The 25,427-nt window shown below is 65.0% G+C and carries 24 protein-coding genes; 4 read left to right on the forward strand and 20 right to left on the reverse strand.

What is annotated here, in order from left to right; all coding sequences use genetic code 11:
* The first annotated feature begins 95 nt into the window (after window positions 1-95).
* On the forward strand, window positions 96-1,193 hold the full coding sequence (locus tag QXZ94_RS17145) for an alkene reductase (RefSeq protein WP_315721390.1): 1,098 nt from the start codon (window positions 96-98) through the stop codon (window positions 1,191-1,193).
* 164 nt (window positions 1,194-1,357) lie between these two features.
* On the opposite strand, the gene QXZ94_RS17150 is transcribed toward QXZ94_RS17145, so the two are convergent.
* From QXZ94_RS17150 to QXZ94_RS17160, 3 genes are all read right to left on the reverse strand, one after another.
* On the reverse strand, window positions 1,358-1,759 hold the full coding sequence (locus QXZ94_RS17150; protein WP_409998493.1) for a hypothetical protein: 402 nt from the start codon (window positions 1,757-1,759) through the stop codon (window positions 1,358-1,360).
* 496 nt (window positions 1,760-2,255) lie between these two features.
* Window positions 2,256-5,276: an autotransporter domain-containing protein gene (locus QXZ94_RS17155; RefSeq protein ID WP_315721391.1), complete on the reverse strand. Its 3,021-nt coding sequence runs from the start codon at window positions 5,274-5,276 to the stop codon at window positions 2,256-2,258.
* 376 nt (window positions 5,277-5,652) lie between these two features.
* A complete protein-coding gene (locus tag QXZ94_RS17160; protein WP_315721392.1) occupies window positions 5,653-8,028 on the reverse strand; it encodes a TonB-dependent receptor in 2,376 nt (791 codons plus the stop codon).
* Between the two features lie 308 nt (window positions 8,029-8,336).
* Between QXZ94_RS17160 and QXZ94_RS17165 the strand changes: the two genes are divergently transcribed.
* Entirely contained in the window at window positions 8,337-8,972 is a 636-nt protein-coding gene (locus QXZ94_RS17165) for a response regulator transcription factor (RefSeq protein WP_172114130.1), read from the forward strand.
* A 132-nt stretch (window positions 8,973-9,104) separates the two neighbouring features.
* Here the strand turns inward: QXZ94_RS17165 and QXZ94_RS17170 are convergent, their stop codons facing one another.
* On the reverse strand, window positions 9,105-9,461 hold the full coding sequence (locus QXZ94_RS17170; protein ID WP_315726324.1) for an EF-hand domain-containing protein: 357 nt from the start codon (window positions 9,459-9,461) through the stop codon (window positions 9,105-9,107).
* A gap of 221 nt (window positions 9,462-9,682) precedes the next feature.
* Window positions 9,683-10,360 carry a hypothetical protein gene (locus QXZ94_RS17175; protein ID WP_315721393.1) on the reverse strand — a complete coding sequence of 226 codons (678 nt, stop codon included), beginning with the start codon at window positions 10,358-10,360 and terminating at the stop codon, window positions 9,683-9,685.
* Between the two features lie 97 nt (window positions 10,361-10,457).
* Here QXZ94_RS17175 and QXZ94_RS17180 point away from each other — a divergent pair, with 97 nt between their 5' ends.
* Together QXZ94_RS17180 and QXZ94_RS17185 are read left to right on the forward strand one after the other, a co-directional pair.
* Complete coding sequence (locus tag QXZ94_RS17180; RefSeq protein ID WP_315721394.1) at window positions 10,458-11,354, forward strand: hypothetical protein; 897 nt, start codon at window positions 10,458-10,460, stop codon at window positions 11,352-11,354.
* A gap of 59 nt (window positions 11,355-11,413) precedes the next feature.
* Window positions 11,414-11,755, forward strand: coding sequence for a hypothetical protein (locus QXZ94_RS17185; protein ID WP_315721395.1), 342 nt, complete (start codon window positions 11,414-11,416; stop codon window positions 11,753-11,755).
* A gap of 20 nt (window positions 11,756-11,775) precedes the next feature.
* Here QXZ94_RS17185 and QXZ94_RS17190 read toward each other — a convergent pair whose 3' ends face one another.
* The 15 genes from QXZ94_RS17190 to QXZ94_RS17260 form a co-directional block, all read right to left on the reverse strand.
* Window positions 11,776-12,726, reverse strand: a complete 951-nt coding sequence (locus QXZ94_RS17190; protein ID WP_315721396.1) for a TonB family protein — start codon at window positions 12,724-12,726, stop codon at window positions 11,776-11,778.
* Window positions 12,723-13,148, reverse strand: a complete 426-nt coding sequence (exbD, locus tag QXZ94_RS17195; protein WP_315721397.1) for a TonB system transport protein ExbD — start codon at window positions 13,146-13,148, stop codon at window positions 12,723-12,725. The genes QXZ94_RS17190 and exbD overlap by 4 nt, the downstream gene beginning before the upstream one ends.
* Before the next feature lie 3 nt (window positions 13,149-13,151).
* The gene (gene exbB, locus QXZ94_RS17200; protein ID WP_315721398.1) at window positions 13,152-13,928 is read right to left on the reverse strand and encodes a tonB-system energizer ExbB; all 777 of its coding nucleotides are present in this window, start codon (window positions 13,926-13,928) and stop codon (window positions 13,152-13,154) included.
* 347 nt (window positions 13,929-14,275) lie between these two features.
* A complete protein-coding gene (locus tag QXZ94_RS17205; RefSeq protein WP_315726326.1) occupies window positions 14,276-16,018 on the reverse strand; it encodes an ABC transporter substrate-binding protein in 1,743 nt (580 codons plus the stop codon).
* A gap of 122 nt (window positions 16,019-16,140) precedes the next feature.
* Window positions 16,141-16,470: a DUF2160 domain-containing protein gene (locus QXZ94_RS17210; RefSeq protein WP_315721399.1), complete on the reverse strand. Its 330-nt coding sequence runs from the start codon at window positions 16,468-16,470 to the stop codon at window positions 16,141-16,143.
* A gap of 190 nt (window positions 16,471-16,660) precedes the next feature.
* Complete coding sequence (locus QXZ94_RS17215) at window positions 16,661-17,467, reverse strand: carbohydrate ABC transporter permease (RefSeq protein ID WP_315721400.1); 807 nt, start codon at window positions 17,465-17,467, stop codon at window positions 16,661-16,663.
* On the reverse strand, window positions 17,467-18,369 hold the full coding sequence (locus tag QXZ94_RS17220) for a sugar ABC transporter permease (RefSeq protein WP_315721401.1): 903 nt from the start codon (window positions 18,367-18,369) through the stop codon (window positions 17,467-17,469). Before QXZ94_RS17220 ends, QXZ94_RS17215 begins: the two co-directional genes overlap by 1 nt.
* 3 nt (window positions 18,370-18,372) lie before the next feature.
* Window positions 18,373-19,452 (reverse strand): ABC transporter ATP-binding protein, encoded by a 1,080-nt coding sequence (locus QXZ94_RS17225; RefSeq protein ID WP_315721402.1) that lies wholly within the window; start codon window positions 19,450-19,452, stop codon window positions 18,373-18,375.
* Between the two features lie 12 nt (window positions 19,453-19,464).
* Complete coding sequence (locus QXZ94_RS17230; protein ID WP_315721403.1) at window positions 19,465-20,547, reverse strand: ABC transporter ATP-binding protein; 1,083 nt, start codon at window positions 20,545-20,547, stop codon at window positions 19,465-19,467.
* Window positions 20,544-22,097: a glycerol-3-phosphate dehydrogenase gene (gene glpD, locus QXZ94_RS17235; protein WP_315721404.1), complete on the reverse strand. Its 1,554-nt coding sequence runs from the start codon at window positions 22,095-22,097 to the stop codon at window positions 20,544-20,546. The genes QXZ94_RS17230 and glpD overlap by 4 nt, the downstream gene beginning before the upstream one ends.
* A gap of 153 nt (window positions 22,098-22,250) precedes the next feature.
* Window positions 22,251-23,084: a DeoR/GlpR family DNA-binding transcription regulator gene (locus QXZ94_RS17240; protein ID WP_315721405.1), complete on the reverse strand. Its 834-nt coding sequence runs from the start codon at window positions 23,082-23,084 to the stop codon at window positions 22,251-22,253.
* Window positions 23,085-23,238: 154 nt separating this feature from the next.
* Window positions 23,239-23,430 carry a hypothetical protein gene (locus QXZ94_RS17245; RefSeq protein WP_006612520.1) on the reverse strand — a complete coding sequence of 64 codons (192 nt, stop codon included), beginning with the start codon at window positions 23,428-23,430 and terminating at the stop codon, window positions 23,239-23,241.
* Between the two features lie 264 nt (window positions 23,431-23,694).
* Complete coding sequence (locus QXZ94_RS17250) at window positions 23,695-24,081, reverse strand: hypothetical protein (protein WP_315721406.1); 387 nt, start codon at window positions 24,079-24,081, stop codon at window positions 23,695-23,697.
* A 218-nt stretch (window positions 24,082-24,299) separates the two neighbouring features.
* The gene (locus QXZ94_RS17255) at window positions 24,300-24,650 is read right to left on the reverse strand and encodes an acyl-CoA thioesterase (RefSeq protein ID WP_210261894.1); all 351 of its coding nucleotides are present in this window, start codon (window positions 24,648-24,650) and stop codon (window positions 24,300-24,302) included.
* A 124-nt stretch (window positions 24,651-24,774) separates the two neighbouring features.
* Window positions 24,775-25,398 (reverse strand): flavin reductase family protein, encoded by a 624-nt coding sequence (locus tag QXZ94_RS17260; protein WP_315721407.1) that lies wholly within the window; start codon window positions 25,396-25,398, stop codon window positions 24,775-24,777.
* Between the last annotated feature and the right edge of the window lie 29 nt (window positions 25,399-25,427).

The following is a 25,427-nucleotide window of genomic DNA, read 5'->3' on the forward strand; positions in this document are numbered from 1 at the left end:
TCTCGTCTGCGCCCGGCGGATACCTCGCGGCATTGCGGCGCCCGCGGCAATGCACAATTGACCACAACCCCTTCTCTCTTGCTGGAAAGATCCCGATGAGCACATCGAAACTGTTCGAACCGTACGAGCTTGGTCCGATCACCCTGGCCAATCGCGTCGTGATGGCGCCGCTGACGCGCAACCGCGCCATCGAAGGCCTTGTCGCCGGCCCACTGACGGCCACCTACTATGCCCAGCGCGCCAGCGCAGGGCTGTTGATCACCGAAGCGAGCCAGGTGTCGCAGCAGGGCCAGGGCTACCAGGACACGCCCGGAATCTATTCGAAGGAGCAGATCGCCGGCTGGCGCAAGGTGACCGACGCCGTGCACGCGAAGGGCGGCCGCATCTACGTCCAGCTCTGGCATGTCGGGCGCATCTCTCACGTCTCGCTGCAGCCGAATGGCGGCGCACCGGTTGCGCCCTCCGCCATCCCCGCCAAGACCAAGACCTTCGTCGGCGGCGCCTTCACCGACGTCTCGACACCACGCGCGCTGGAGCTGAGCGAAATTCCGGGCATCGTCGAGGCCTTCAAGCAGGCCGCACTCAACGCGATCGAAGCCGGCTTCGACGGCGTCGAGATCCATGGCGCCAACGGCTATCTCCTCGACCAGTTCGCCAAGGACGGCGCCAACAAGCGCACCGACGCCTATGGCGGATCGATCGAGAACCGGGCCCGGCTGATGCTCGAGGTTGCCAGGGCCGTCGCCGGTGCCATCGGCGCCGAGAAGACCGGCATCCGCCTGTCGCCGGTGACTCCCGCCAACGACATCTCGGATTCCAACCCGCAGGCCCTGTTCGACTACATCGTCGACCAGCTCGACGCACTCAACCTCGTCTACATCCACGTCATCGAGGGCGCCACCGGCGGGCCGCGCGACAATGCGCCATTCGACTACGCGTCGTTGCGCAAGCGCTTCAAGGGCACCTATATCGCCAACAATGGCTATGGCCGCGCCCTCGCCGACAAGCAGCTCGACGCCGGCTCCGCCGACCTGATCGCCTTCGGCAAGCCGTTCATCTCCAATCCCGATCTGGTCGAACGCCTCAAGACCGGAGCCCCGCTCAACGAGCTGGACCGCGCCACGCTGTATGGCGGCGGCGAGAAGGGCTACACGGACTATCCGACGCTCGGCACGGCGCAGGCGGCGGAGTAGTCATACTCTTGCGGGATGGATAAAGCGCCGCCATCAGGCGGCACGTGTCTCCTCCTGCATCCACACTGGCAGTGGTGGGCCCGGCGCAAGGCGAGACCGCGTCTGACGCGATATCTCGCCCGCGCCTTTGCCCACCCTACCGTGCTCACGACCTGTCGTTCCAACTACGTCATGCTTCCCGGCAGGAAGCAGCGCACATCGATGCGCAGGCCGGTATTGAGCTCGCGATAATATACCGGCCACACCATGGTCCGCCCGGCACGATTGGGCTCGGTCACCACGGCTTCGTCCGGAACGATCCACCACTGACCTTCGATGCGAACGCGGTAGCGTCCGTCCTTCATGTCCCAGTCCATGTCCGACAGCGCCGTGCCGTCGGCATCCGAGCAGCACGGCCCCTTCGCCGAGCGCAACTTCTCGAACCAGCTCTTGAGCGGCGAGTTGGCATAGCGTCCATCGACATCGCGCGCCATCGCGGCGGGGAGCAGCCACGAACACGACGCGAGGCCGATCGCGAGCGCCGCTGCGGAAACAACAGCTAGGGACCTCGATGACTGGCCGCTCATATCCATCACCTCATTGTTCGATGCGAGAGATGGGCAATAGCTCGTCGATCTTCGTGGCATAAGTTCGCAGTCATCAACGACGATCCATGGCGATCGCGTCGATCTCCCAATTTTCTGGATGCAGGGCAGATTCATTCACCGGGAAGCCGGGACGTATTCCTGCATCTCCATGCTCATGCGTCCGTGCTCGATCGATGGCGTTCGATGGGACTCGCACATCGGGAACGTTTTGCGCATGAGAACGCATATGCGTAGGAGACCGTCATCTGCGTACGCCACCTTCCGCCGTCGTCGCCGGCTTGACCGCGGCGATCCAGCGCGCCGAGGCAGTCGTGATCACATCGATGGCCGTGGCGTACTGCGCCAAAGCACCGGGTTGCGAGCGCAGGCAGCAGAGCGGACTGAGCAGCACGGTCTTAGGTGGCGACACGCGCGCAAAGGGCCGGGATCGCTCCCGGCCCTCGTGCCTATCTACACACGGCGCAAACGCCGCTGATCAAAACTCCGCGCGCACCTTCAGCACGGCGGACTGTTCGAGATACTGGCTGCCCATGACGGCATTGTAGCCGAGCGAGATGGACTGGCGCTCTCCGAAGGCCACCAGCTTCAGCGCGGCGCCGAGCTCGGCGAGGTTGCGTTCGGGCGACGGACCGGCGGCGACGAAGCTCGCACCGCCACCGGCGAAGCTCGCCGTCACGTTCTGGGCGGTGTTGCCGAACTCGTGCCGCCAGGCGGCCAGCGTCTCCAGTCCGAAGCCGTAGGTGGATGTGACCAGCAGTGGCACGGTCGAGCGGACGCCGAGATTGGAGCGCACCGAATTGGTGGTCTGCTTGGCGACCGTCAGCGCAGCGCCGGCGGCGCTGGTCTCCGTATAGGCCTGCTGATCGAGACGGGCGTAGGTCACGCCTGCGAACGGCGTCAGCACGGCCTCGCCGAGCTTGACCGGAACGCCGAACTCGCCGCGCACCAAGCTCAGCCAGCCCTTGTGGCTGCCCGACGCGGCGTCGGTGAAGCCCGCGAAATTGATGCGGCGCGTGGTCGTGTAGTCGACCAGAGCGAGGCCGGCAGAGCCATTGACGTACCAGGACGGCTGGACATAGGCGCCGTAGACCGTGCCCTGATAGTGCTGCATCCCCACCGCATCGCCCGCAGCGGTGCGATCGTCCATGCTGCTGGTGGCGTAGCCGAACGCGGCGCCGACGCGGAACGCACTGTCGATCCGCTGATCGATGCCCGCGACGAGACCGCCGGTGTTGCCCGAATAGCCGGCGACTCCGGCCACGTCGTGCTGCGACACGTTGGTGCCGATCAGGCTTCCCCATACGCTGCGCTCGGGCTCTGGGGCGATGGCCGGGGCCTTCAGAGCCGGACGAGCCTTGGTGGCGCCATACGCCATCAGCATCGACGTCAATGGATCGGTCTCGGACGCGAAGGCCGAGGCGACGCGCGAATTGGCGGACGGCCCCACGGCTGCGGCCGTGAGGCGATTGTCGATCTGCCCCTGGAACAGCGCTGCGGTGCTGAGCGGCACCTGGACCTGCGCGCCGTTCACGAACGGACGGAGTTGATCGCCGGCGTTGCGCACCTCGCGGTCGGAGCCGAGGCTCTGGACGGCGCCGCCCAGCGCCTGCACCTGCGCATTGCTGCCGGCATAGCCGAACAGGCCATTCAGCGCAGCGAGACTGCTTGGCGAAATGCCGGCAATGGTGGACGGCGACCGCACCGTTGCGTTCAGCAGCAGAGCGCCCGTCGCCGTATCGGCGGTGAATCCCACGAGCGCGCTGGAGAAGTCGACGTCGAGCGGCGTCGCCGACACCGAGGTCGCCACCCGGTACACATCGCCATTGCGCACGATACCCTGTAGCGTCGGGGCAACCGTGCCCGCGCCGGCAAAGGTCACCGTACCCGTGATACTGCCGAGCTTCGCCGAGGGCGAGACGGCGGTGCCGCCGGGTCCGAAGATCGTCGTCCTCAGCACCGCACCGTCGACCAGCTGGACTCCGGCCACACCATTGACCGTGACCTGCGACTTCATCAGGTCGAGCATGCCGAAATTGACGACGCTGGCGAGACTTGTCACGCCGTCGAGCGTCAGCGCGTTCGTGCCAAGTCCATTCTGGGCGATGACGTTGCCGCTGAAGCCCGTGCCCTTGAGCAGGATGGTGTTGGTGGCGTCATCCTGATCGTTGATCACGATGTCGCCGCCGAGCTTGCCCGTGTTGACCAGGTTGAAGACGCGCTCGCCGAAGAAGGTGGCGGCGACATTGGTGGTGGCGGCGCACAGCGGATCGGTGGTGTTGGTGCCCGCGGTCGGACAGGCGTTGCCGTTGGCGTCGGTCCCGGCGCCGGAGCTGGCGAAGGTTCCGGCGACCGTACCCGCCGTCCCCTTGGCGAATGATCCGCGCGAGGCGCTCTGATCGACCGAGATCGACCCCGAGATCGTGCCGCTGTTGGTCACCTCATGCTCGCCCGAGCCGAGATAGATGTTGCCCTGGATCAGACCGGCATTGGCGATGACGCTGTCACGCGGGCCCGAGTTCGAGCCGCTGCCCGTCAGCGGGAAGGTCGAGCCTGCGGCAAGACCTGCGGCCGTGGTCAGCGGGTTGGTGTCCAGCGCGAGAATATCGCCCTTGATGACGCCGCTGGCGTTGTTGGTCAGGGTCAGCGCCTTGGTTTCGGCGACGGTGACGTTGCCGTTCGAGTCGAACTTGTAGAGCGGCGAGTCAGGGTTGCTGCCGGGAATGGTCTCGAACTCGGCGCCGGCGAAGGCTGCGATCGCCCAATGGCCATCATAGAACCGGCTCGCCGCGGTCCAGCTGGTGTTGGCGATCGTGCCCGAGTTGGCAATCGTCGTGTCGGCACGGCCGTAATAGCCCGCCGCGAAATTGCCCGTTGCCGAGATCGTGCCACCGGCCCGGTTGTTGACCACGAAGCTGTTGGTGTTGTCGTCCGAAAACAGCGCCGAGATGATCGGCAGGTTCGTGCTGTTGTAGCGTCCCGTCGCGGTCGTGCCGATCGAGACGTTCAGATTCGCCGCATTGAAGGTGCCGAACGAATTCTGGGTGACGGCGAGCGTTCCGGTGTTGTTGACCGTGAATCTGTTGACCTGGCTGTCGGCGACGATGACGTGCAGCCGTCCAGCGCTGAGCTGGGTGACGGTGAGCCCGAGCCAACCGGCATTGTTGATGACGACGTTGTTGACCGCCGGATCTTCATCATTGGAGAAATTAGCTACGATCATGCCGCGGTTGGCAAGACCGGTCTGATTGCTGGTGGTGAGATTGCGAATCGCCGTCGCATCCAGGGTGATGGTGGTCGTCGGCGGATTCGGATTGTAACCAGTGGCGGGAAAGGCCGGGTTGGCCGGAGTGTAGGCATTGCTGCCGTTCGTCGGCGCCGTTGCAGCGGCCGCGTCATACACCGTGACCGCGGAGGTGATGGCCCCGCTGCAGGTCACCGTCAGGCCGGGCGTCGTACACTCGGCCCTTGCTTCGCCCGCGACCATCCATGTCGACAACAAAACGAAACTCGCGGCCGCCGCTTCGCTGCGCTTCCTGCTCTTTGATTTCACCTGACGCCCCAACTTTACGCATTACATGCACTTTCTTGTTGGTTCCAAATTGTATCGAAATATTGACGTGAGTCAGCGCGGCGAAAGTTTCTCGAAATGCCAGGGACATTTTCCAACCGACTTATTAGTAATCACTTCGACAAACAACTAATGAAGACAAATCATCTTGCGACCGGCCGATTTCGCGTCAGAGATGCAGTCCACCGAAGGCATGCGCAAAAACAAAGAGGGCCGGGATTTCTCCCGACCCTCTTGCCACGGCGGGGGGCTTCCGTGGCACGGCGCGATGCGCCTATGGTCATTGGCGGTTCGTTCCGAACGCTCAGAACTTCGCCCGGATGCCCGCATAGGCAGCCAGCGGCATGCCCGGCACCATGCTGCGCGGATCGTTGAACGCGAATGCGTTGCCGCCACCGGCCGTGTTGAAGCCGGCGACATCGAACACGGCACCCGCCGAATAGTAGCGCTGATTGAACAGGTTCTGCACCAGCCCGAACACCTCGACGTTCTTCGTCACCTGATAGGACGTATTGAGATTCACGACCCAATAGGACGGAACCTTCGGATAGACGTTGGTCTCGTCGCGCAGCAGATACTGACTGCCGACATAGTTGAGGCTCGCACCGACCTTCCAGGCATCGGTCACCGCATATTCGGCGCCGAGCTTCAGGCGATGCGCCGGAATGCCGGGGATGTGATTGCCGGAGACCACGCCCACGGGCACGCCCAGGAACGGGTCGTTGACGTCGAAGGCGCTGCGGAAGGTGGCGTCGATGAAGGTGTAGTTGGCGTAGGCGGTCCACCGGTTCCAGGCGAGATCGACCTTGGCCTCGACGCCCTGCCGCAGGGTGGTCCCGGCGTTCTTGAAATAACCGCGCACGGGATTGGCGGGGTCGACGACGTTGATGATGTCGTCCGAATTCTCGGTGCGGAACACGCTGAGGCCCCAGCGCAGTCGCCAGCCGTCATCGACGGAGACCGCCTTGATCGGCGCCTTGCGATAGGCCGGCAGATCGGCCGCCATCGCCGAGCGGCCGCCGGAGATCTCGCCACGCAGGCCGCCTTCGATGGTGCGCGACACCACCTGCTTGAGCGGCGGATCGGCGATCAGGAAGTTGTCGATCAGGCAGGGATTGGCGGGATCGGAGCAGCCGAGCTCGAGCGGCGTCGGCGCGCGGTTGGCCTCCGAGTAGCCGGCATAGGCGGTCATGTTCGGCGTGATCTTGTAGGTCAGGCCGACCACCGGATTGAAGCGCTGGAAATTGTTGTTGGTGTTCAGGAGCGGCGCAAAGCCGGTCTGGTCGCGCAGGTTGATCTGGGCCCAGTTGAAGCGGCCACCCGCCGTCAGCGCCAGTTGCGAGGTGATGTCGAAGGTGTTGGTGGCGTAGATGCCGAGATAGGTGTTCTTGGCATTCAGGTTGACCGGCGCGAGGCCGGCATTCGGCTGATCGATGTAGACGCCGAGGCCGGTGACGAACAGGTTCTGGTCGATGGTTCCGAGCTCGGAGGTCGCCTGGAAGTTGGTGTTGCCGTGATCGACGCTGGCGCCGACCACGAAATGATTGTCGTGACCGAACAGCTGCGTCGTCGAGGTCGCCTGCAGCGAGCCGCCATAGCTGGCGGTCTGGACGGTGTTACGGTCGATCTGGCCGAGCGCCGCGTCCGCAGCCAGCGTGTTGGCAGTCGGACCGTTGCGGTTGATGTCCCACGGCGTGCCGGCGGCGTCCTCAAGGACGAACACGCCACCATCGTCCGCCACCTCGGTGCCGTTGCCGTCGATACGCTTTGATCTGTAGTTGCGGTAGTAGCCGTTGGCCTGGACCGACAGCGTATCGGTCGGCGCCCATTTCAGGCTGGCCTGCACCATCTGCATCTGCAGATGCAGCGACTGCGGCCAGGTGTAGACGCTGGACCAGCGCCGGTTCAGCATCTCGATCGGGGTGGCCGCCACCGAGCCGAGCTTGTTGTCGGCCCCGGTGAAGGAGAGATGGAATTCGGTGTTGTCGCCGCGCGCGCCGAAATCGGCATACATGCGCCGGATCTGCGAGGCCGACGAGTAGTCGCGCCAGCCGCGGTCATAGGCACCTTCAGCGGCGATATAGGCCGAATAGGTGCCGTTGTTCCAGCCGTATTGCGCGCCCGACTGGATGCGGCCGAACGAGCCGCCGAACAGCTGGGTCTCGGCGCCCTGGTAGTTGAAGCCGTTCTTCATTTCGATGGACATCGCGCCGCCGGTGGCGTTGAGGCCGAACAGCGGATTGTTCGGCATCAGGGTCATGCGCGCGATCGCCATCTCCGGGATCAGGTCCCAGTTCACGATGTCGCCGAAGGCCTCGTTGATGCGGGTGCCGTTCTGGTAGACGGCGATGCCCTGCGGCGTGCCGAGCACGGGCGAGGCGGTCTGGCCGCGATAGTCGAGGTCACGCTGGAACGGGTTGCCGGTCTGGTCGCTCAGCGAGACGCCGGGCACCGATTGCAGGATGCCGTCGAGCAGCGACGGCGTCCGGGTGCGATCGAGATCCCTCGCGGTGATCGTCTGCACGTTGGAAGGGATCTTGTCCTTCGCCATTTCGCTGCCCTGGACGGGCGAGACGCCGACCACCTCGATGGTCTCCAATGTCTGCTGCGCGAAGGCAGCCGTAGGCAGCAACGCGCACGTCGCGAGAAGAGCGCTCTTCAGCGCCGAGAGTCTGGTCAAGACGTCCCCCAGTTTCTTGTCGACCGATCCCGGCAACAGCTCACGCCCCTGAGCCTCACACGTGCCGAAACCAGTCAATTCCAACAGAATATGAACGGTAACATTCGTAAACAGCGGCCAATACTGCCGCAATGGGGATTATTCTTCCCGCTTTAGGGACATTTTTCCCGGATCCGGAAACTCGCAACGATTTCGCCAAGCTTACTCCTCGGCTCGGCCGCATTGTCGCACTCGGTTCTGGTTTGCAAGGGAACTCGCATGACAAGGGACGTCGGCGCAGCCGGCGCTAGGGGCGAGACCTTCATCGGATGTACCGCGTTCTGCTCGTCGATGACCACCCGGTCGTGATCACGGCCTGCCGCTGGCTGCTGAACGAGGCCGGGATCGGCGCGCTGACCGCGGCGCATGACGCCGAGAGCGCGTACGCGGCCTATCTCCGCGATCCGCCGGACGTCGCCATCGTCGATCTGCGCCTGCGGGGCGATGACCTCGGCGGCATCGGCCTGATCGAGCGAATGCGATCCCACGACCCGCGCCCGCGGATCCTGGTCTTCAGCATGTTGGGCGATCCGCGCATCGTCCGCTCCGCCATCGAGGCCGGCGCCAGCGGCTACCTGCTGAAGGATGCACCGCCGCAGGAGCTGCCAAAAGCGCTGGAGCAGGTGCGGGCCGGCGGCACCTATCTCGATCCGCAACTGGCCATGCGCATCGCGCTGCTGCGCAAGGAGGCCGATGGAACGGAGGCGACGTCACTGACGCCGCGTGAGCGTCAGGCGCTCGCGCTGCTGGCTGAGGCGAAATCCTACCAGGCGATCGCCGATCATCTCGGGATCAGCTACAAGACGGTAATCAACCTGACCTACCGGTTGCGGCAGAAGCTCGGCGCGCGCAGCCTGCCCGACCTGGTTCGTCTGGCCGTGGAGATGTCCCGACCGGGCCTGTGAGCGCTTGCCCAGCGTTGATGGCTGGATCCGCTCAGCCTGTGATGCGGATGCGCTCAAAGTCGGAGGGCCCGCAACGATCGCGTCGTCGCGGGCCCTCGGCATCGATTGCAACAGCTCACGCAGAACGCGCGCTCACTTCAGCAGCTTGGCCACCGACTTCAGTTCCTTCGAATCGAGCGTGCCGTCATTGTCCGGGTCGGCTGCCTTGAAACGGCCGGCCACCAGCGCGAGATACTCGTCCTTGGTCAGCGTGCCGTCATTGTCCGGATCAGCGGCCTTCAGGTCCTTGGCCGAGACGCGGCCGCGCAACTCCTTGGCATCGAGCGTGCCGTCATGGTCGCGATCGAGCTTGTCGAACAGCGCACCGGCGGCCGCGCGGATCTCGTTCATGTCGGCGGTGCCGTCCTTGTCGGGATCGATCGAGGTCAGCAGCTTGGAGGGAGCGGGCGCACTGGCCGCGATCGTCGCCGTGCCGACGATCGCGGCCATGCCAACCGCGGCCGCCGTCGTCATCAGTTTCCAATTCATCGAATTGATCCTTTGTCTCCGCCGCCCGGTCGGGGCGGCGATGAAGGGGTGCAGAAACAACGTATGCGAGCGTCGCTGGTTCTCCGGCGACACGACATGCACTCCATGGAACTAAGTGAGGTTCCGCTCTTTCGCAAGTGCAAGAAACCGACGCGCGGGAAAATACGCCGGACGTGTCGGGACTAGAACCTGGGACCGTGCAGGAAGTATCTCCCGGGACGATCGCGGCGGGGCCTCGTGTCCGAGCTGTCGGCGTTATCTCGCGCCTCGGCCCGGGCGTTGGCGGTCATGCCACGTTCATGCCTGCTCGTTCGGGAACGGTGCGGCGTGGCGTGGGCAGAGGCGTTCCTTTGAGGCATCGCTTCTGCGCCACCGTTCCGAGACCGCGCGGTCTGACGGCGGCCGCAGCCCGGCGCGGTGGACTCGGCACATGTTTTCCTGGCCGCGTCCTTCCTGGCCTGCAGCTGGCTCCACCAGGCTTCGAGGTCTTCGCGCAGCAGCTTCTCCCGCGCAAGACCGGGTTCGGACAGGCTCATCAAGGCGAACAGCGTCACGGTGATCACCACAGCAAGCCGCCGGGCGGGCCGCGTGGACGTGCGGCGACGTTGATCGTGGGCGTGAATCACGGGCGTATCCGATCCCTGGCTGATCCGATCATCAGCAACGCGTGCTGCAATGCATGTCTTCCATCGCTCTATGACCTGAATGTGTTTGCAACGCGCCACATTCATCACCGAGCTGAGATTCACTCGCGACTCCAGCGCCATATTCGATCGGTCAAAAACTCCCGATCGACTTGCCAAAACATCCCTATTGCCGCTGACGCCTGCAACCGGACGACAAAATGCGGCGATACGCAACTGATCGTTTCCCGATTGTGTCACCTTTCAGCCGGGACCGCCGCATGTTTTCGCCGTGCCGACTCGTTAGTTCGTCAGCGAGGGGAGTGCGGGGACAATGGCGTCGACGGATCAGACAAGGGTAGGCCGGGCGAGACGATGGGTCTGCCGCGCCATCACCTGTGCTGTCCTGCTGTCACCCGTCGCCGCCGCGGCCGAGGAGATTCAGGGCAACGATCCTGCCTCGCCCGGACATTTTCAGGTCGAGCAACGCTTCGGCTATCTCACGACGTTTAATCCGCAGCAGAACGGCGGACGGCGCGTGCCGCAGCGCGCGCTCACCGGCGAGACCGAGATCGGCTACTCGCCGACCGAATGGTACGAGATCGCGCTGACCTCGCCCTATGCGTTCGCGCGCGCCAACGTGCCGATGGCGCTGGGCAACGTCATGGACAACGGCGTGCCCGGCTACTCATTCCAGTCCGGCGGCGTCACGATTCGCCAGACCTTCATCCAGGGCGACCGGCTCGAGCGCACGGTATTCGTCGGCCTCGTCTCGCGCACCATCCTGGCGCCGCAGGGCGGGCTCACGCCGGATCTGTGGGTTGCCAACAAGGCCGGCGCCGGCCAGCCCGGTGCGCCGCGCTTCGTGCAGGAGGCAACGCCGCGCGTGGCGCAGATGATCACGCCGATCGTCGGCGTCAACCTGCCCAACGACTATCAGCTGATCTTCAACGCCAACATGACCTTCGGCGTCGTCGGTGCCGGCTCGGCCTTCGAGCCCTCGATCCGTTTCGTCAAGCGCCTGAACGACCGCTGGACCGTCGGCATCGAGCATTTCGCCAACCTCGGACCGCTCGGCCACGTCCTGCCGTGGCATCAGCAGATGCAGACGCTTTATGCCGTTGCCGACACCAGATTCAGGGGCTTCGAGTTCAGCTTCGGCGTCGGCTACGGCCTGACCAACAACTCGCGCGGCCTCGCGGTCAAGACCAGCATCGGCAAGGATTTCTGACCTCGGCCCCGCTGTCGGCCCCTCATCTCATCCTCAATCATAAGAAAAGGACACTCCTCATGCGTCGCCTCGTCACCGCCTGCGCCATGCTCGCACTGGCAGGCTCTGCCGCTTACGCCGAAGACGGTCCGCGCTTTCTCAACCGCACCGGCCAGACCATCGTGAAGATGTATCTGGCGGCCGCCGGCACCAAGAACTGGGGCGCCGATCAGTGCAAGAACGACGACGAAGGCATGGTCGACCACAACGAGCGCATGACCTTGGTCGGCGTGAAATCGGGCCGCTACGACATCAAGCTGTCCGAACAAGGCGGCCGTACCTGCATCGCCAAGAACATCGAGCTCAAGGAAGGCGCGCAGTTCGTCGTGCGCGATACCGATCTCACCGAATGCTCGAAGTAGACTGCACGCGATGAGGCCGCTCAGCGCGGCCTCATGTTGAGCGGCACCGTCCGCGACTCCTGCGCCTGCCTCATGACGGGAGGAAAGCGCGGAAACGGCGCGGCGCGATCGATGATGGACAGCGCCGCGCGATCCAGCGCCGGAGAGCCCGAACTGCGGCTGAGCCGGCGCGACAGCAGCCGGCCGTTGCGATCGATGACGATGCTGACCGTCACCGTGCCGCTGGCGCCGTTGCCGTCAGATGGATAGGCAACATAACGGCGGATATGCGCCACCACTTCCGCGTTCCAGGACGCCTGTCCCTCACGCGAGCCGACGCTGTCCTCGCCGGGATTTGGCGCAGACGCCACGCGTGACGGCCGGCTCGGCGCCGCGGCAGCGGGCTTCGGCGGCGCGGGCTTCTTCTCGGCCTTCTCCCTCGCCTCTTTCTTCTCGACCGGCTTGCGCTCGACGCGCTCGGGCGGCGGAGCAGGTTTCGTCTCAGGCGGCTTCGCCTCGATCGGCTTGGGCGGCGGCGGGGGCGGCAGCACGACGTCATCCGCGCGCGGCGGCTCGGGCGCAAGCGCGACCTGCGGCATCGGCTCTGGCGAGGCAATCACCTCCGGCACCGGCTCCGGCTGGGCCGCCACCTGCGGCTCCGGGTCAGGTTGAGGTTGCGGCGACGGCTCGGCGACGGCCTCTCGGGCAACCGGCTCTTGCTTGAGCGGCTCCTCCTGCGGCGGCTCCACCGGAGGGGCCGGCTCCGCCGCCGGTGCTTCTTGCGCCGGGGCCGCCGGCTCGCTCACGACTGCCGGGGTGAACACCACATCGAACGCCGGCGCCTCGGCACGTCCCAGCGGCGCGGCACGCAGCAACAAATAGCCCGCGGCGAGCCCGACATGCAGCCCAGCCACCACCAGTGCAGCGACGGTCCACAGCGTCCGCTCGCGGCGCTCCTCATGGTCGAACGGATCGAGCGTCAGGACGCTCACGGCGCGCCCCGGTCTTCCAAGGCGACCAGCGCCACCTTCGTATAGCCGGCGCGGCGCAGCGTGTTCATCAGCGCCATCACCTCGCCATAAGGCAGCGTCTGGTCGGCACGCAGCAGCACGCGCTGGCCATGATCGGACTTGGTCGCCGCGTCGAGGGAGGCCGCGATGTCGGCCTGCGCGACGCCCTGATCGCCGACCGCGAGCGAGCGGTCAGCCTTGAAGGTCACGAAGACGGGTGTCTCCGCGCGCGGCTGCGGCTCGGCCGAAATCGCCGGCAGATTGACGGGGATGTCGACGGTGGCGAGCGGCGCGGCCACCATGAAGATGATCAGCAGCACCAGCATGACGTCGATGAACGGCGTCACGTTGATGTCGTGCGTCTCCTCGAACTCGTCGGTGCGCCGGGCAAGCTTGACGGCCATGGCTCACTCCGCGGGATTGGCGATCGACAGCATCGGCGCGTCCACGGCGCGGATGGCGCTGCGCCGCGCTTCGGCTGGCCCGGAATGCTGCCGATCGAGATCGCGGCTGAGCAGGCGCATCACCGCCACGGAGGCATCGGCGATCACAGCGCGATAGCCGCCGGTCGCACGCGCGAACAGGTTGTAGATGACGACGGCAGGAATCGCCGCGGCGAGGCCGAAGGCGGTGGCGAGCAGCGCCTCCGCAATGCCCGGCGCGACCACCGCGAGGTTGGTCGTGTGAGCATGCGAGATGCCGATGAAGCTGTTCATGATGCCCCAGACGGTGCCGAACAGGCCGACGAACGGTCCGACGGCACCGACGGTCGCGAGAATGCCGATGCCGCGCCCGATCCGCGCGACCGCTGCCGCCTCGATCCGCTCGAACTGCCAGGAGACGCGCTCCTTGATGCCGTCGGCGGGCAGTCCACGCGACTTGTCGATCTCGTCGTCGGCCACGGCCAGCAGCCGGCCGACGACACCATCCGCGGCGGAAATCCGACCCGACGCATCCGACAAGGCGCGCGCCGCCATCGCGATGCCGAGCGCATTGCGGGCCGCGCGCAACGCCGAGCGAAGCTGAATGGTCTTCACCACCAGCACGGTCCAGGTCGCCACCGACGCCAGCGCAAGCCCGATCATGACGGCCTTCACGACGACGTCGGCCTGCATGAACATGGTCCAGGGCGACAACGCTTCCGGCAGCGTGCTCGCGATATTGGCGATGTGCGCCTGATCCATGGCCGTACTCCCTCGATGGCCCCGTGATTTCTGATCGCGATGCCGGCGCCTGATCGCATGACGCAGCGCCGGATCGTGTCGAGGCCTTGTTGTTTCGCGTCGTTGGGGCAAAGTCGCGGCGAAATGGCAACGATGCCGGTGAAGAAAGAGTGCCGCCTGTCGTCATCGCCTTCAAGGCACTTGGCACGTGGAATATGCCCCAGGCGATCCGGGAATAATTCCCGGACGAGACGGGCACGCGGCTCAAATCGCCGGCAATAGACCGGCAATAGAAAAGGCCGGGATTGCTCCCGGCCTCAGGTGACTGGATCGCCCGGTCAAGCCGGGCGATCGCTGTTGTCAGGCGCTTACTTGGCCTCGGCGCGCTTCGGCGGGGTCGCCGGCCACGACTTGATCAGCGTGTCGTAGTCGACGGTCTCGCCCTTCGGCTTCTCGTTCGCGAGCTTGCGCTGCGGAGCGATGTTGCCGTCCTTGGCCGACTTGTTGAACCAGAACTCGGCCGATTCCTTCTTGTTCAGCTTCGGACCGCACTCACCCTGCACCTTGGACTTCTCCAGACGCTCGAGGACGGAGTCCTGAGCGGCCGCGAGCGCGTCCATCGCCTGCTGCGGGGTCTTCGCACCGGACGACGCATCGCCGATGTTCTGCCACCACAGCTGCGCCAGCTTCGGATAGTCGGGCACGTTGTTCCCGGTCGGGGTCCACTGCACGCGCGCGGGCGAGCGGTAGAACTCGATCAGGCCGCCGAGCTTCGGCGCACGCTCGGTGAACGACTTGTCCCAGATGTCGGATTCACGGATGAAGGTGAGGCCGACATGGCTCTTCTTGAGAGACACCGTCTTCGAGACGATGAACTGCAGGTACAGCCAGGCGGCCTTGCGGCGATCCGGCGGGGTCGACTTCAGGAGCGTCGCAGAACCGGCGTCCTGGTAGCCGAGCTTCATGCCTTCCTTCCAGTAGGAGCCGTGCGGCGACGGAGCCATGCGCCACTTCGGCGTGCCGTCCGCATTCACGACCGGCAGGCCGGGCTTCACCATGTCGGCGGTGAAGGCGGTGTACCAGAAGATCTGCTGGGCGACGTTGCCCTGCGCCGGGACGGGACCGGCCTCGGAGAAGGTCATGCCCTGCGCCTGCGGCGGCGCATACTTCTTCATCCAGTCGAGGTACTTCGCGATCGAGTAGACCGCGGCCGGACCGTTGGTGTCGCCGCCGCGCTCGACCGAGGAGCCGACCGGACGGCAGCCTTCCATGCGGATGCCCCATTCGTCGACCGGCAGGCCGTTCGGGATGCCCTTGTCGCCGTTGCCGGCCATCGACAGCCAGGCGTCGGTGAAGCGCCAGCCGAGCGAGGGATCCTTCTTGCCGTAGTCCATGTGGCCATAGACCTTGACGCCGTTGATCTCCTTGACGTCGTTGGTGAAGAACTCGGCGATGTCCTCATAGGCCGACCAGTTCACGGGCACGCCGAGATCGTAGCCATACTTGGCCTTGAACTTGGCCTTGTAGTCCGGGTTGGTGAACCAGTCGTAGCGGAACCAATACAGGTTCGCGAACTGCTGGACCGGCAACTGATAGAGCTTGCCGTCGGGGCCGGTCGTGAACGACTTGCCGATGAAGTCGTTGACGTCCAGACCGGGATTGGTGACGTCCTTGCCTTCGCCCTTCATGTAGTCCGACAGCGCGACGGTCTGGCCGTAGCGGAAGTGGGTGCCGATCAGGTCGGAATCGTTGATCCAGCCGTCATAGACGTTCTTGCCGGACTGCATCTGGGTCTGCAGCTTCTCGACCACGTCGCCTTCCTGGATCAGGTCGTGCTTCAGCTTGATGCCGGTGATCTCGCTGAACGCCTTGGCCAGGGTCTTGGCCTCGTACTCGTGCGTCGTGATGGTCTCGGAGACGACGTTGATCTCCATGCCCTTGAAGGGCTCGGCCGCCTTGGCGAACCACTCGAGCTCCTTCTTCTGCTCTTCCTTCGACAGGGTCGACGGCTGGAACTCGCTGTCGATCCACTTCTGGATGGTGGCGTCGTCGGCTCGCGCCGGAATGGACAACGTCATGGTCGCGGCGAACAGCGCAACGGCGCTGGTCATCGCAAGATAACTGGCCTTGCTCAGGTGATGCTTCCGTTTCAAGTGTCGCATGGTTTCCTCCTTGCAGCGACAGACGTATTCCAGGTCCGGGTTGGCCCCGGATCTGCCCTTCTTCGCTCGCGTCAGACGGTGCGAAAGATCGCAACGGCAGACGCAAGCGAAATTGCGGTCGCGAGCCACAGGCTCGAGACCTCAAGACCTTCCTCGCCGATCGGCAAGGTCGCAATCGTATCTGTCCCGACCAGCCCGATCCATGCCAGATGGATAACGGCGGCAGATATCAGCGAGATGAACAGCCGGTCGCCGCGCGTGGTCGGAATGCGCAGCACGCCGACGCGCTCGGCTTCCGGATAGCGCGCGGCGAGCAGCGTCATGATGACGAGCGTGCAGGCCAGCGCGGCGAAGAAGATCGCGGTCGGCGCCGTCCAGGCCATCCATGCGATGCTGTCCATGGCTAGTAGCTCCAGGCGATGACGAGCCCCCTCCCCCGCTTGCGGGGGAGGATCGGGATGAGGGCGCCACGAGTCGGACTGCCCGAGAGGATGGAGGCCCCCACCCGCATCGCATCTGACGATGCGATGCGACCTTCCCCGCAAGCGGGAGAGGTGCGGCAGCGGCCCTGGAGATACGTGCGCTCGATCATCACACCCGTCCCAGCGCGAAGCCGCGCGCGATGTAGTTGCGGACGAACCAGATGACGAGCGCACCGGGGATGATGGTCAGCACGCCGGCGGCGGCGAGCAGGCCCCAATCCATGCCGGCGGCCGAAACCGTGCGCGTCATCACCGCCGAGATCGGCTTGGCGTCGACCGACGTCAGCGTGCGCGCGAGCAGCAGCTCGACCCAGGAGAACATGAAGCAGAAGAACGCGGCGACGCCGATACCGCTCGCGATCAAGGGCACCAGGATCTTCACGAAGAAGCGCGGGAACGAATAGCCGTCGAGGAACGCGGTTTCGTCGATCTCGCGCGGTACCGAGGACACGAAGCCCTCGAGGATCCAGACCGCCAGCGGAATGTTGAAGATGCAGTGCGCCAGCGCCACCGCCCAGGGCGTATCGAACAGGCCGATCGCCGAATAGAGGTTGAAGAAGGGCAGCGCGTAGACCGCGGCGGGCGCCATGCGGTTCGACAACAGCCAGAAGAACAGGTGCTTGTCGCCGAGGAAGCGGTATCGCGAGAACGCATAGGCCGCCGGCAGCGCCACCAGAATCGAGATCACCGTGTTGATGATCACGTATTTCAGCGAGTTGATATAGCCGGAGTACCAGCTCTCGTCGGTAAAGATCCTGACGTAGTTGGCCAGCGTCGGCTGATGCGGCCAGAGCGTCATCGTCGTGACGATCTCGTTGTTGGTCTTGAAGCTCATGTTGACGAGCCAGTAGATCGGCAGCAGCAGGAAGACCAGGAACAGCGAGATGATGATGCGGCGGCCCGGAATGGTGTTCATCACGCGCCCCCCTCCACCGGCCGGCGCTCGGCGCCGGCATTGGTCATGATGGTGTAGAACACCCAGCACACGATCAGGATGATCAGATTGTAGACCAGCGACAGCGCAGCCGCCTTGCCGAGGTCGAACTGGCCGAGCGCGATCTTGACGAGCTCGATCGAGATGAAGGTGGTGGAATTGCCCGGCCCGCCGCCGGTGACCACGAACGGCTCGGTGTAGATCATGAAGCTGTCCATGAAGCGCAGCAGCACGGCAATCAACAGCACGCGATGCATCTTCGGCAGCTGGATCGCGGTGAACACCGCCCAGCGCGAGGCGCCGTCGATCTGCGCGGCCTGATAATAGGCATCGGGAATCGACTTCAGGCCCGCATAGCACAGCAGCGCCACCAGACTGGTCCAATGCCAGACGTCCATGACGATGACGGTCGCCCAGGCATCGAACTCGTTCGAGACGTAATTATAGTCGATGCCGAGGCCGTTCAGGGTGTAGCCGAGCAGCCCGATGTCGGGCCGGCCGAAGATCTGCCAGATCGTACCGACCACGTTCCACGGAATCAGCAGGGGCAGCGCCAGCACGACGAGGCAGAACGCCACCGTCCAGCCGCCCCGCGGCATCGACAGCGCCACGACGATGCCGAGCGGCACCTCGATGGCGAGGATCGCGGCGGAGAACATCAGGTTGCGGCCCAGCGAGGCGAGGAAGCGGCCGCCGAGATCCGTCGAGGGATCGAGCAGCTCCTTGAACCAGCCGACGCCGTTCCAGAAAAACTGGTTGTTGCCGAAGGTGTCCTGCATCGAATAGTTCACCACCGTCATCAGCGGCAGGATCGCCGAGAACGCAACCAGCAGGAATACCGGCAGCACCAGGAACCAGGCCTTGTTGTTGATGGTCTTGTCCATCGCTCAGGCTCCCTCGACCAGACGGCTGTCGGCATAGACGTGGACATTGGCCGGATTGAACTTCAGCCCGACCGCCGACCCCGACGGCGAGAAACCGGCCGGCAGGCGCGCGGCAAACTTGACGTCGCCGACGCGGACGCGTGCGAAGCGGATGCGGCCGAGATCGTCGACGCGCTCGATATTGGCATCGAGCAGGCCCGGTCCGGGCTGCGCGACATCGACGAACTCAGGGCGCACGCCGATCTCGATCTTCGCGCCCGCCGGCAGCGCATCGTAGCTGCGCGCCAGCGTCAACGTGTGGCCGTCGATCCGCGCCTCGCGTCCCTTCACCTCGGCGGCGAGGATGTTCATGCCGGGCGAACCGATGAAATAGCCGACGAAGGTATGCGCCGGCTTGTCGAACAGCTCGGCCGGCGTGCCGCTCTGCACGACGCGGCCGTCATGCATGACGACGACGGTGTCGGCGAAGGTCAGCGCCTCCGTCTGATCGTGGGTGACGTAGATCATCGTCAAGTCGAGCTCGCGATGCAGCGCCTTCAGCTTCGAGCGCAGCTGCCATTTCAGCTCGGGATCGATCACCGTCAGCGGCTCGTCGAACAGCACCGCGGCGACGTCGGAGCGCACCAGGCCGCGGCCGAGCGAGATCTTCTGCTTGGCATCGGCCGTAAGTCGGGTGGCCTTGCGGTTCAGGTGCGGCGTGAGATCCAGCAGACGCGCGATCTCCGCGACCCGCCTGTCGATCTCGGCCCTGGGCACGCCGCGGTTCTTCAGCGGAAAAGCGAGATTCTCGCCGACCGTCATCGTGTCGTAGATCACCGGGAATTGGAACACCTGCGCGATGTTGCGCTCGCGGGTCGAGCGTTGCGTGATGTCGGTGCCGTCGAACAGGATCTTGCCGTGCGAGGGCGTAAGGATGCCGGAGATCAGGTTGAGCAGCGTGGTCTTGCCGCAGCCGGAGGGGCCGAGCAGCGCATAGGCGCCGCCCTGCCGCCAGGTCATCGTGACCGGCTTCAGCGCGTAGCTCTCGACATCGCTGCCGTTGCCGTAGGAGTGGGCGAGACCTTCGAGGTCAATGCGGGCCATGCGGCATCTCCCTCAAGTCGCCGGCGCCGCGACCAGGCGGTCGCTGGCATCGAACACGAACACGTTGGATGGATCGAGCACGGCATCGAGGATCTCGCCGGGCTCATATTCATGGACGCCATGGAGCACGGCGACCCAGTTCATGCCGTCGCGCGTCAGATGCACGAAGCTCTCCGAGCCCGTGATCTCGGTGACCGAGACGGTCGCCGGAAAAGCATGGCGGCCGTGGTTGCCCTCTCCCTTGGCCAGCCCGAGCTGATGCGGACGGAAGCCGACGCGGTAGGAGCCATCCGGCAAATTGGCATAGAGCCCGACGGCCGGCGCATTGACGCTGTCGGAATAATGCACGCTGTCGCCGCGCTTCTGAATCTCGACCGTGTTCATCGGCGGATCCGAGAACACCTGGCCGACGCGCAGCGTGTCTGGACGGCGATACACCGCCGTGGTGTCGCCCACCTGCAGGGCCTGGCCTTCCCACATGCACACGGTGCGGCCGCCGAGCAGCAGCGCTTCCGACGGCTCGGTGGTGGCGTAGACGAAGATTGCGCCCGACGCCTCGAAGATGCGCGGCAGCTCGGTGCGCAATTCCTCGCGCAGCTTGTAATCGAGATTGGCGAGGGGTTCGTCGAGCAGCACCAGATCGGCGCCCTTGACCAAAGCGCGCGCAATCGCCGTGCGCTGCTGCTGGCCGCCGGAGAGCTGCAGCGGCGTGCGCTTCAGATAGGGCTCGAGCCGCAGCAGCCGGGCCGCTTCGGCGACGCGCTTCTCGATCTCCTCGCGCGACTTGCCCTGCACCCGCAACGGCGAGGCAATGTTCTCATAGACCGTCAGCGACGGATAGTTGATGAACTGCTGATAGACCATCGCGACCGAGCGCTGCCGCACGTCGGCGCCGGTGACGTCCTTGCCGTCGACCAGCACACGCCCCGTCGTCGGCTTGTCCAAGCCGGCGAGCAGCCGCATGATCGAGGTCTTGCCGGACAGCGTCGGCCCAAGCAGCACGCTCAGCGTGCCGCGCTGCAAGGTCAGCGAGACGTCGCGAATGGTCGTGACGCCGTCGACGATGCGCGAGACGTGATCGAGCGTCACGCTCATGCGCGTCCCCCGGCTTCACGCGGCGTCACGGCCTTCTGCTCCCGGTTGGCAATGATCCACGCGTCCAGCGCGGCAATCTCAGCCGCCGACATCCGCAACCCCAGCTTCGATCGCCGCCACACGATGTCCTCGGCCGTCAACGCCCACTCATTCGTCATCAGGTACCTGACTTCGCGCTCCGTCAAGGTGCCACCAAAATCCTGGCCGAGATCGGCCGAAGATGTCGCACCCGCCAGCATGGTCTTGGCCCGCGTGCCATAGGCATGCGCGATGCGCTTCGCATGTGCATCCGACAGGAACGGGCAGGCCTTGCGGAGATCGGCGATCAGCGGCGCGACGGCCGAAACCTTCATGTCGCCACCGGGCAGCGACGCCTTGCCGGTCCAGCCTTCCTCCGCCTTGGCGCCGTTCAGATAGGGCGCAAGCCGCTCCAGCGCCTCTTCGGACAACCGCCGATAGGTGGTGATCTTGCCGCCATAGATCGACAGCAGCGGCAGGCCGCCGGGCGTGTCGAGCTCGAACACGTAGTCGCGCGTTGCCGCCTTGGCCTCGCTGGCGCCGTCGTCATACAGCGGACGCACGCCCGAATAGCTCCATACCACGTCGGCGGGCGCCACCGGCTTGGCAATGTACTCGCCGACCGCGGCGCAGAGATAGGCAATCTCCTCGTCGGTCGCCTTCACCTTGGCAGGGTCGCCCTGATAGTCGCGATCGGTGGTGCCGATCAGCGTGAAATCCTGCTGATAGGGAATCGCGAAGATGATGCGGCCGTCGGCGTTCTGGAAGATGTAGGCGCGGTCGTGGTCGTAGAGCTTGCGCACCACGATATGCGACCCCTGCACCAGCCGCACTTTCGCTTTCGCATTGACGCCGGCGCCGGTCGCCAGAACCTGCTCGACCCAGGGACCGGCGGCATTGACCAGCGCGCGCGCCTTGATCGTCTCGCGCTCGCCTGTCTGGGTGTTCTCGGTGGTGACCAGCCAATGGCTGCCGTCCTGGCGGATCTCGGTCGCACGGGTGCGGGTGCGGATCACGGCCCCCCGATCGGCGGCGTCGCGCGCGGTCAGCACGACCAGGCGGGCATCGTCGACGAAGCAGTCGGAATATTCGAAGCCGGTGGCATAGCGCCCCGGGATCAGCGGCCGGCCGACCTCGTCGCTGCGCAGGTTGACCGATCGCGTCGGCGGCAGCAGCTTGCGGCCGCCAAGATGGTCATAGAGAAACAGGCCGAGGCGCAGCAGCCAGGCCGGGCGCAGGCCGGAATGATGCGGCAGCACGAAGCGCAGCGGGCGAATGATGTGGGGCGCGATCTGCCAGAGGATCTCGCGCTCGATCAGCGCCTCGCGGACCAGCCGGAACTCGTAATACTCGAGATAGCGCAAGCCGCCGTGAACGAGCTTGGTCGACCAGGACGAGGTTCCGCTCGCCAGATCGTTCATTTCGCAAAGGAAAACGGAGTTTCCGCGCCCGGCCGCATCGCGTGCGATGCCGCAGCCATTCACGCCGCCTCCGATGATGGCGAGGTCGTAGATTCGCTCCAACAGACGCATCCCCCGGCAATCGCCTTGACCACAGCGATTTCACTTTCGGTTTCGAGTTAAACACAAACGAAAGTGAAAGCAAATCGAAATTCGCATGTTGGGCCGAGATTGGGCAGAACCTGCCCAATCCGGGATCAAACAGCCTTTGAGGGTGTCGGAAAGTCAGGCGCGGCGAAGCACAGCCGACGAGCTGGTTTCGGTTGGCTCCGCGGTGTCATCCGTCTCGTCCACGGGCATGGCCGAGACGACCTCGATGCCGCGGCTATGGCAAAGGGCAGCGAGCCCATCCGGCAAGGGACGGTCGGTGACGAAAGTCTGGATCTGGCTGAGATGGGCGATACGCACCGGCGCGCTGCGGTGGAGCTTGGTGGAATCGGCGACCAGCATCACGCTGCGGGCATTGGCGATGATCGCCTGGGCCACCTGCACCTCGCGATAGTCGAAGTCGAGCAGCGCGCCCTCCTCGTCGATCGCGGAGGCGCCGATGATGGCATAGTCGACCTTGAACTGGCCGATCAGCTGCGTCGCGGTCGAGCCAACGACGCCGCCGTCGGAGCGCCGCACGCTGCCGCCGGCAACGATCACTTCGATGCGCGGATGCGGATAGAGCAGCATCGCGACATTGAGATTGTTGGTGATGACCAGCAGGTCCTGATGCGAGGTGAGTGCGCTCGCCACCTCCTCGGTCGTGGTGCCGATATTGATGAACAGCGAGGAGCCGTTCGGGATGCGCGCGGCCGCGATCGCGCCGATCGCCTTCTTCTCGTCGGCAGCGACGAAGCGCCGCGCCTCATAGGCCAGATTCTCGACTCCCGAGGCGATGATCGCGCCGCCGTGAATGCGCGTCAGCGCGCGCTGCTCGCACAGGTCGTTGAGGTCCTTGCGGATCGTCTGGGCCGACACTTCGAACCGGCGCGCAAGATCCTCGACCATGACGCGGCCCGAGGCGCGGGCGATGTTGAGAATGTCGGTCTGACGTTGAGAAAGGACGGCCATGGCAAGCTTTCGAAACGAGCTGCACCATGGTGATGCTGAACGAGTCCAGGGTCAATGCACGAGGCGCCTGAACGCACCGCAGCAATCGCCGGACCGTCAGAGAGGCAGCACCACATCCTGAGGCAGTGGCGATCGCCCTCGTCCCGAGATCGGCTCAGGCCGCTGCGCTCAGCTCGCCCGTGACGATCCGAAGCGCGGCGCGCTCGGCCTCGCGCGCGTTGCGAAACACCTGGCCCTCGAGCGCATTGAAGCGATGCGACGCCGCGAAGAAGCGGAAGCCGCCGCGGTCGCGCACGACGATTCCCGCCGCCTGGGAGCTGACCTCGATGATGTAGGTGTCGGACATTGCGAAATCCCGTCGTTCATTCCGGGGCTTATAACCGAGCGCCGAGAGGAATGTTCCCTGCGGCGCCCGCAGCTTCGGTCCATGCGGAATGTCAACAGGCGATTTTGTCCATGGTGTGTTTGACCGATGCCCGGTTGATGATGAGGTGTTGTCGTTTGCATTGTGCCGCAGCGCAAACGAATTGCAGCGGACGGCACGGACGAAGCGACCCGACACGCGGATCGTGACCTTGCCATCGGCGGCACCGGCCCGGGCAGCGCCAGATCAGTGCGGATCATCCGGGACCAGAGTGGCCTTGCGATGCGACGCGTCGGCGCCGCTCAAGCGGTCGTGGTGATGGCCGAGCAGTTGATAGATCGTGCGAAGATCCTGCAGCACCTCGACATGATGCTGGCGGAACGCACTGAGCTGAATCTCATACACCCCGATCTTCCGTTCGGCATGGAGAAGGCGCTGCTGCAACTTCTTGAGCACCTCCAAGGTCAGCTTCTCTTCGACATCCGACATGGATTCTCTCCCACCCTGTTCGCGCAAGATGCCCCCGATCGTTTCCCGCGCATCGGCCATTTCTTCCGGCCTGTTTGTCGCCGCCCCAAGCGAGCATTCGATCGCGTACGAACTCTCTACGGAGACCCGCAATGCGGCGGACACACGGCATCGCCGCCATCGCGCAACCTCAACTTGCAATCATCGTAAACGTGCCCGGCCTCGGTCTGCCTTCCACGGCAGCGAATGCATGCTTGCGGGCTTTCGCGCACGCGATCTCGGTGAACGCGAGCCGCCGGAGCGTGGTTCCCCGATCAAGGTCGCGTCAGGAGCCTCACGCATTAACGGAGGTTATTGACGCCGCAGCGGAGCCATCCGCGTGATCAGGTCGCGATCACGCCGTCGCGCTTGATCGGCTGCGGGCGGCCGTCATCGTCGATCGAGACGTAGGTGAAGTTGCCGTCGGTGACCAGGATCGGCTGCTCCTCCTTCCGGCGCAGCACCCAGGCCTCGAGCCGCACCGTCATCGAGGTGCGGCCGATGCGCACCAGATGCGCATACACCGAGACGAGATCGCCGACATACACGGCCTTGCGGAAGTTCATCGCCTCGATCGCCACCGTCACGGTGCGCGACTTCGCGACCTTGGCTGCGAACACGCCGCCGCCGACATCCATCTGGCTGAGCAGCCAGCCGCCGAAAATGTCGCCATTGGCGTTGGTGTCGGCCGGCATCGCCAGGGTGCGGATGCAGAGATCGCCGCGCGGCTCGGTCGGCGCGGCATGAGCGGCAGATGCTTGGGCGGCAGATTCGGTCACGTCAGTCGGTCTCCAATTCGCGGCGCTCGGCGAGAGGCGCTCAGTCCGGCCGGATCATCTCGAACATGTCTTCGGCCTTGATCTCGAAATAGTCGCCGCGGCGGCCGGCGCGCACGATCGGATGCGCCAGCGCGGTCTGGTAGACGCCGTCCTTGATCAGCGCCTTGTCGATGTGCACGGCGACGACCTCGCCGAGCGTCAGCCAGGCCTGGGCCTTCCTGCCATCCGCACCCTGCAGCTGGATGATCTGCGTGACCTTGCACTCGAATGCCACCGGGCTCTCGCCGACACGGGGCACGTCGACGAACTTGCACGGCACCGGCGTGACGCCGGCCAGCGCGAACTCGTCGACATCGCGCGCGACATGCGCGGCCGAGGCATTCATGTGCTTGGCGAGATCGCGCGTCACCAGATTCCAGACGAACTCGCCGGTGTCCTGGATGTTGGCGACCGAGTCCTTCCACTGGGTCGAGGAGAAGCCGATGATCGGCGGCGTATAGTTGAAGGCGTTGAAGAAGCTGTAGGGGGCCAGATTGGCGTTGCCCTTGCCGTCGCGCGAGGAGATCCAGCCGATCGGGCGCGGCGCGACGATGGCGTTGAAGGGATCGTGCTTGAGGCCGTGGCCGTTCTTCGGTTCGTAGAAATGCAGATCCCGTTCGGTCACGCCGTCGTCCCTTCCGTCATTGCTGGCAA

Source organism: Bradyrhizobium sp. SZCCHNS2022 (genome assembly GCF_032377575.1).
In the GTDB taxonomy this organism is placed as follows: domain Bacteria; phylum Pseudomonadota; class Alphaproteobacteria; order Rhizobiales; family Xanthobacteraceae; genus Bradyrhizobium; species Bradyrhizobium aeschynomenes.

Bases quoted from the DNA above. Each gene is read 5' to 3' on its own strand.
- exbD (WP_315721397.1), bottom strand. From the start codon at position 13,148: ATGGCCGTCAAGCTTGCCCGGCGCACCGACGAGTTCGAGGAGACGCAC.
- QXZ94_RS17245 (WP_006612520.1), bottom strand. From the start codon at position 23,430: ATGTCCGACACCTACATCATCGAGGTCAGCTCCCAGGCGGCGGGAATC.
- glpD (WP_315721404.1), bottom strand. From the start codon at position 22,097: ATGCGTCTGTTGGAGCGAATCTACGACCTCGCCATCATCGGAGGCGGC.
- exbB (WP_315721398.1), bottom strand. From the start codon at position 13,928: ATGGATCAGGCGCACATCGCCAATATCGCGAGCACGCTGCCGGAAGCG.
- QXZ94_RS17165 (WP_172114130.1), top strand. From the start codon at position 8,337: ATGTACCGCGTTCTGCTCGTCGATGACCACCCGGTCGTGATCACGGCC.
- QXZ94_RS17170 (WP_315726324.1), bottom strand. From the start codon at position 9,461: ATGGCCGCGATCGTCGGCACGGCGACGATCGCGGCCAGTGCGCCCGCT.
- QXZ94_RS17215 (WP_315721400.1), bottom strand. From the start codon at position 17,467: ATGAACACCATTCCGGGCCGCCGCATCATCATCTCGCTGTTCCTGGTC.
- QXZ94_RS17210 (WP_315721399.1), bottom strand. From the start codon at position 16,470: ATGGACAGCATCGCATGGATGGCCTGGACGGCGCCGACCGCGATCTTC.
- QXZ94_RS17255 (WP_210261894.1), bottom strand. From the start codon at position 24,650: ATGCCGGCCGACACCAACGCCAATGGCGACATTTTCGGCGGCTGGCTG.
- QXZ94_RS17150 (WP_409998493.1), bottom strand. From the start codon at position 1,759: ATGAGCGGCCAGTCATCGAGGTCCCTAGCTGTTGTTTCCGCAGCGGCG.
- QXZ94_RS17220 (WP_315721401.1), bottom strand. From the start codon at position 18,369: ATGGACAAGACCATCAACAACAAGGCCTGGTTCCTGGTGCTGCCGGTA.
- QXZ94_RS17205 (WP_315726326.1), bottom strand. From the start codon at position 16,018: ATGACCAGCGCCGTTGCGCTGTTCGCCGCGACCATGACGTTGTCCATT.
- QXZ94_RS17240 (WP_315721405.1), bottom strand. From the start codon at position 23,084: ATGGCCGTCCTTTCTCAACGTCAGACCGACATTCTCAACATCGCCCGC.
- QXZ94_RS17230 (WP_315721403.1), bottom strand. From the start codon at position 20,547: ATGAGCGTGACGCTCGATCACGTCTCGCGCATCGTCGACGGCGTCACG.
- QXZ94_RS17185 (WP_315721395.1), top strand. From the start codon at position 11,414: ATGCGTCGCCTCGTCACCGCCTGCGCCATGCTCGCACTGGCAGGCTCT.
- QXZ94_RS17225 (WP_315721402.1), bottom strand. From the start codon at position 19,452: ATGGCCCGCATTGACCTCGAAGGTCTCGCCCACTCCTACGGCAACGGC.
- QXZ94_RS17180 (WP_315721394.1), top strand. From the start codon at position 10,458: ATGGCGTCGACGGATCAGACAAGGGTAGGCCGGGCGAGACGATGGGTC.
- QXZ94_RS17145 (WP_315721390.1), top strand. From the start codon at position 96: ATGAGCACATCGAAACTGTTCGAACCGTACGAGCTTGGTCCGATCACC.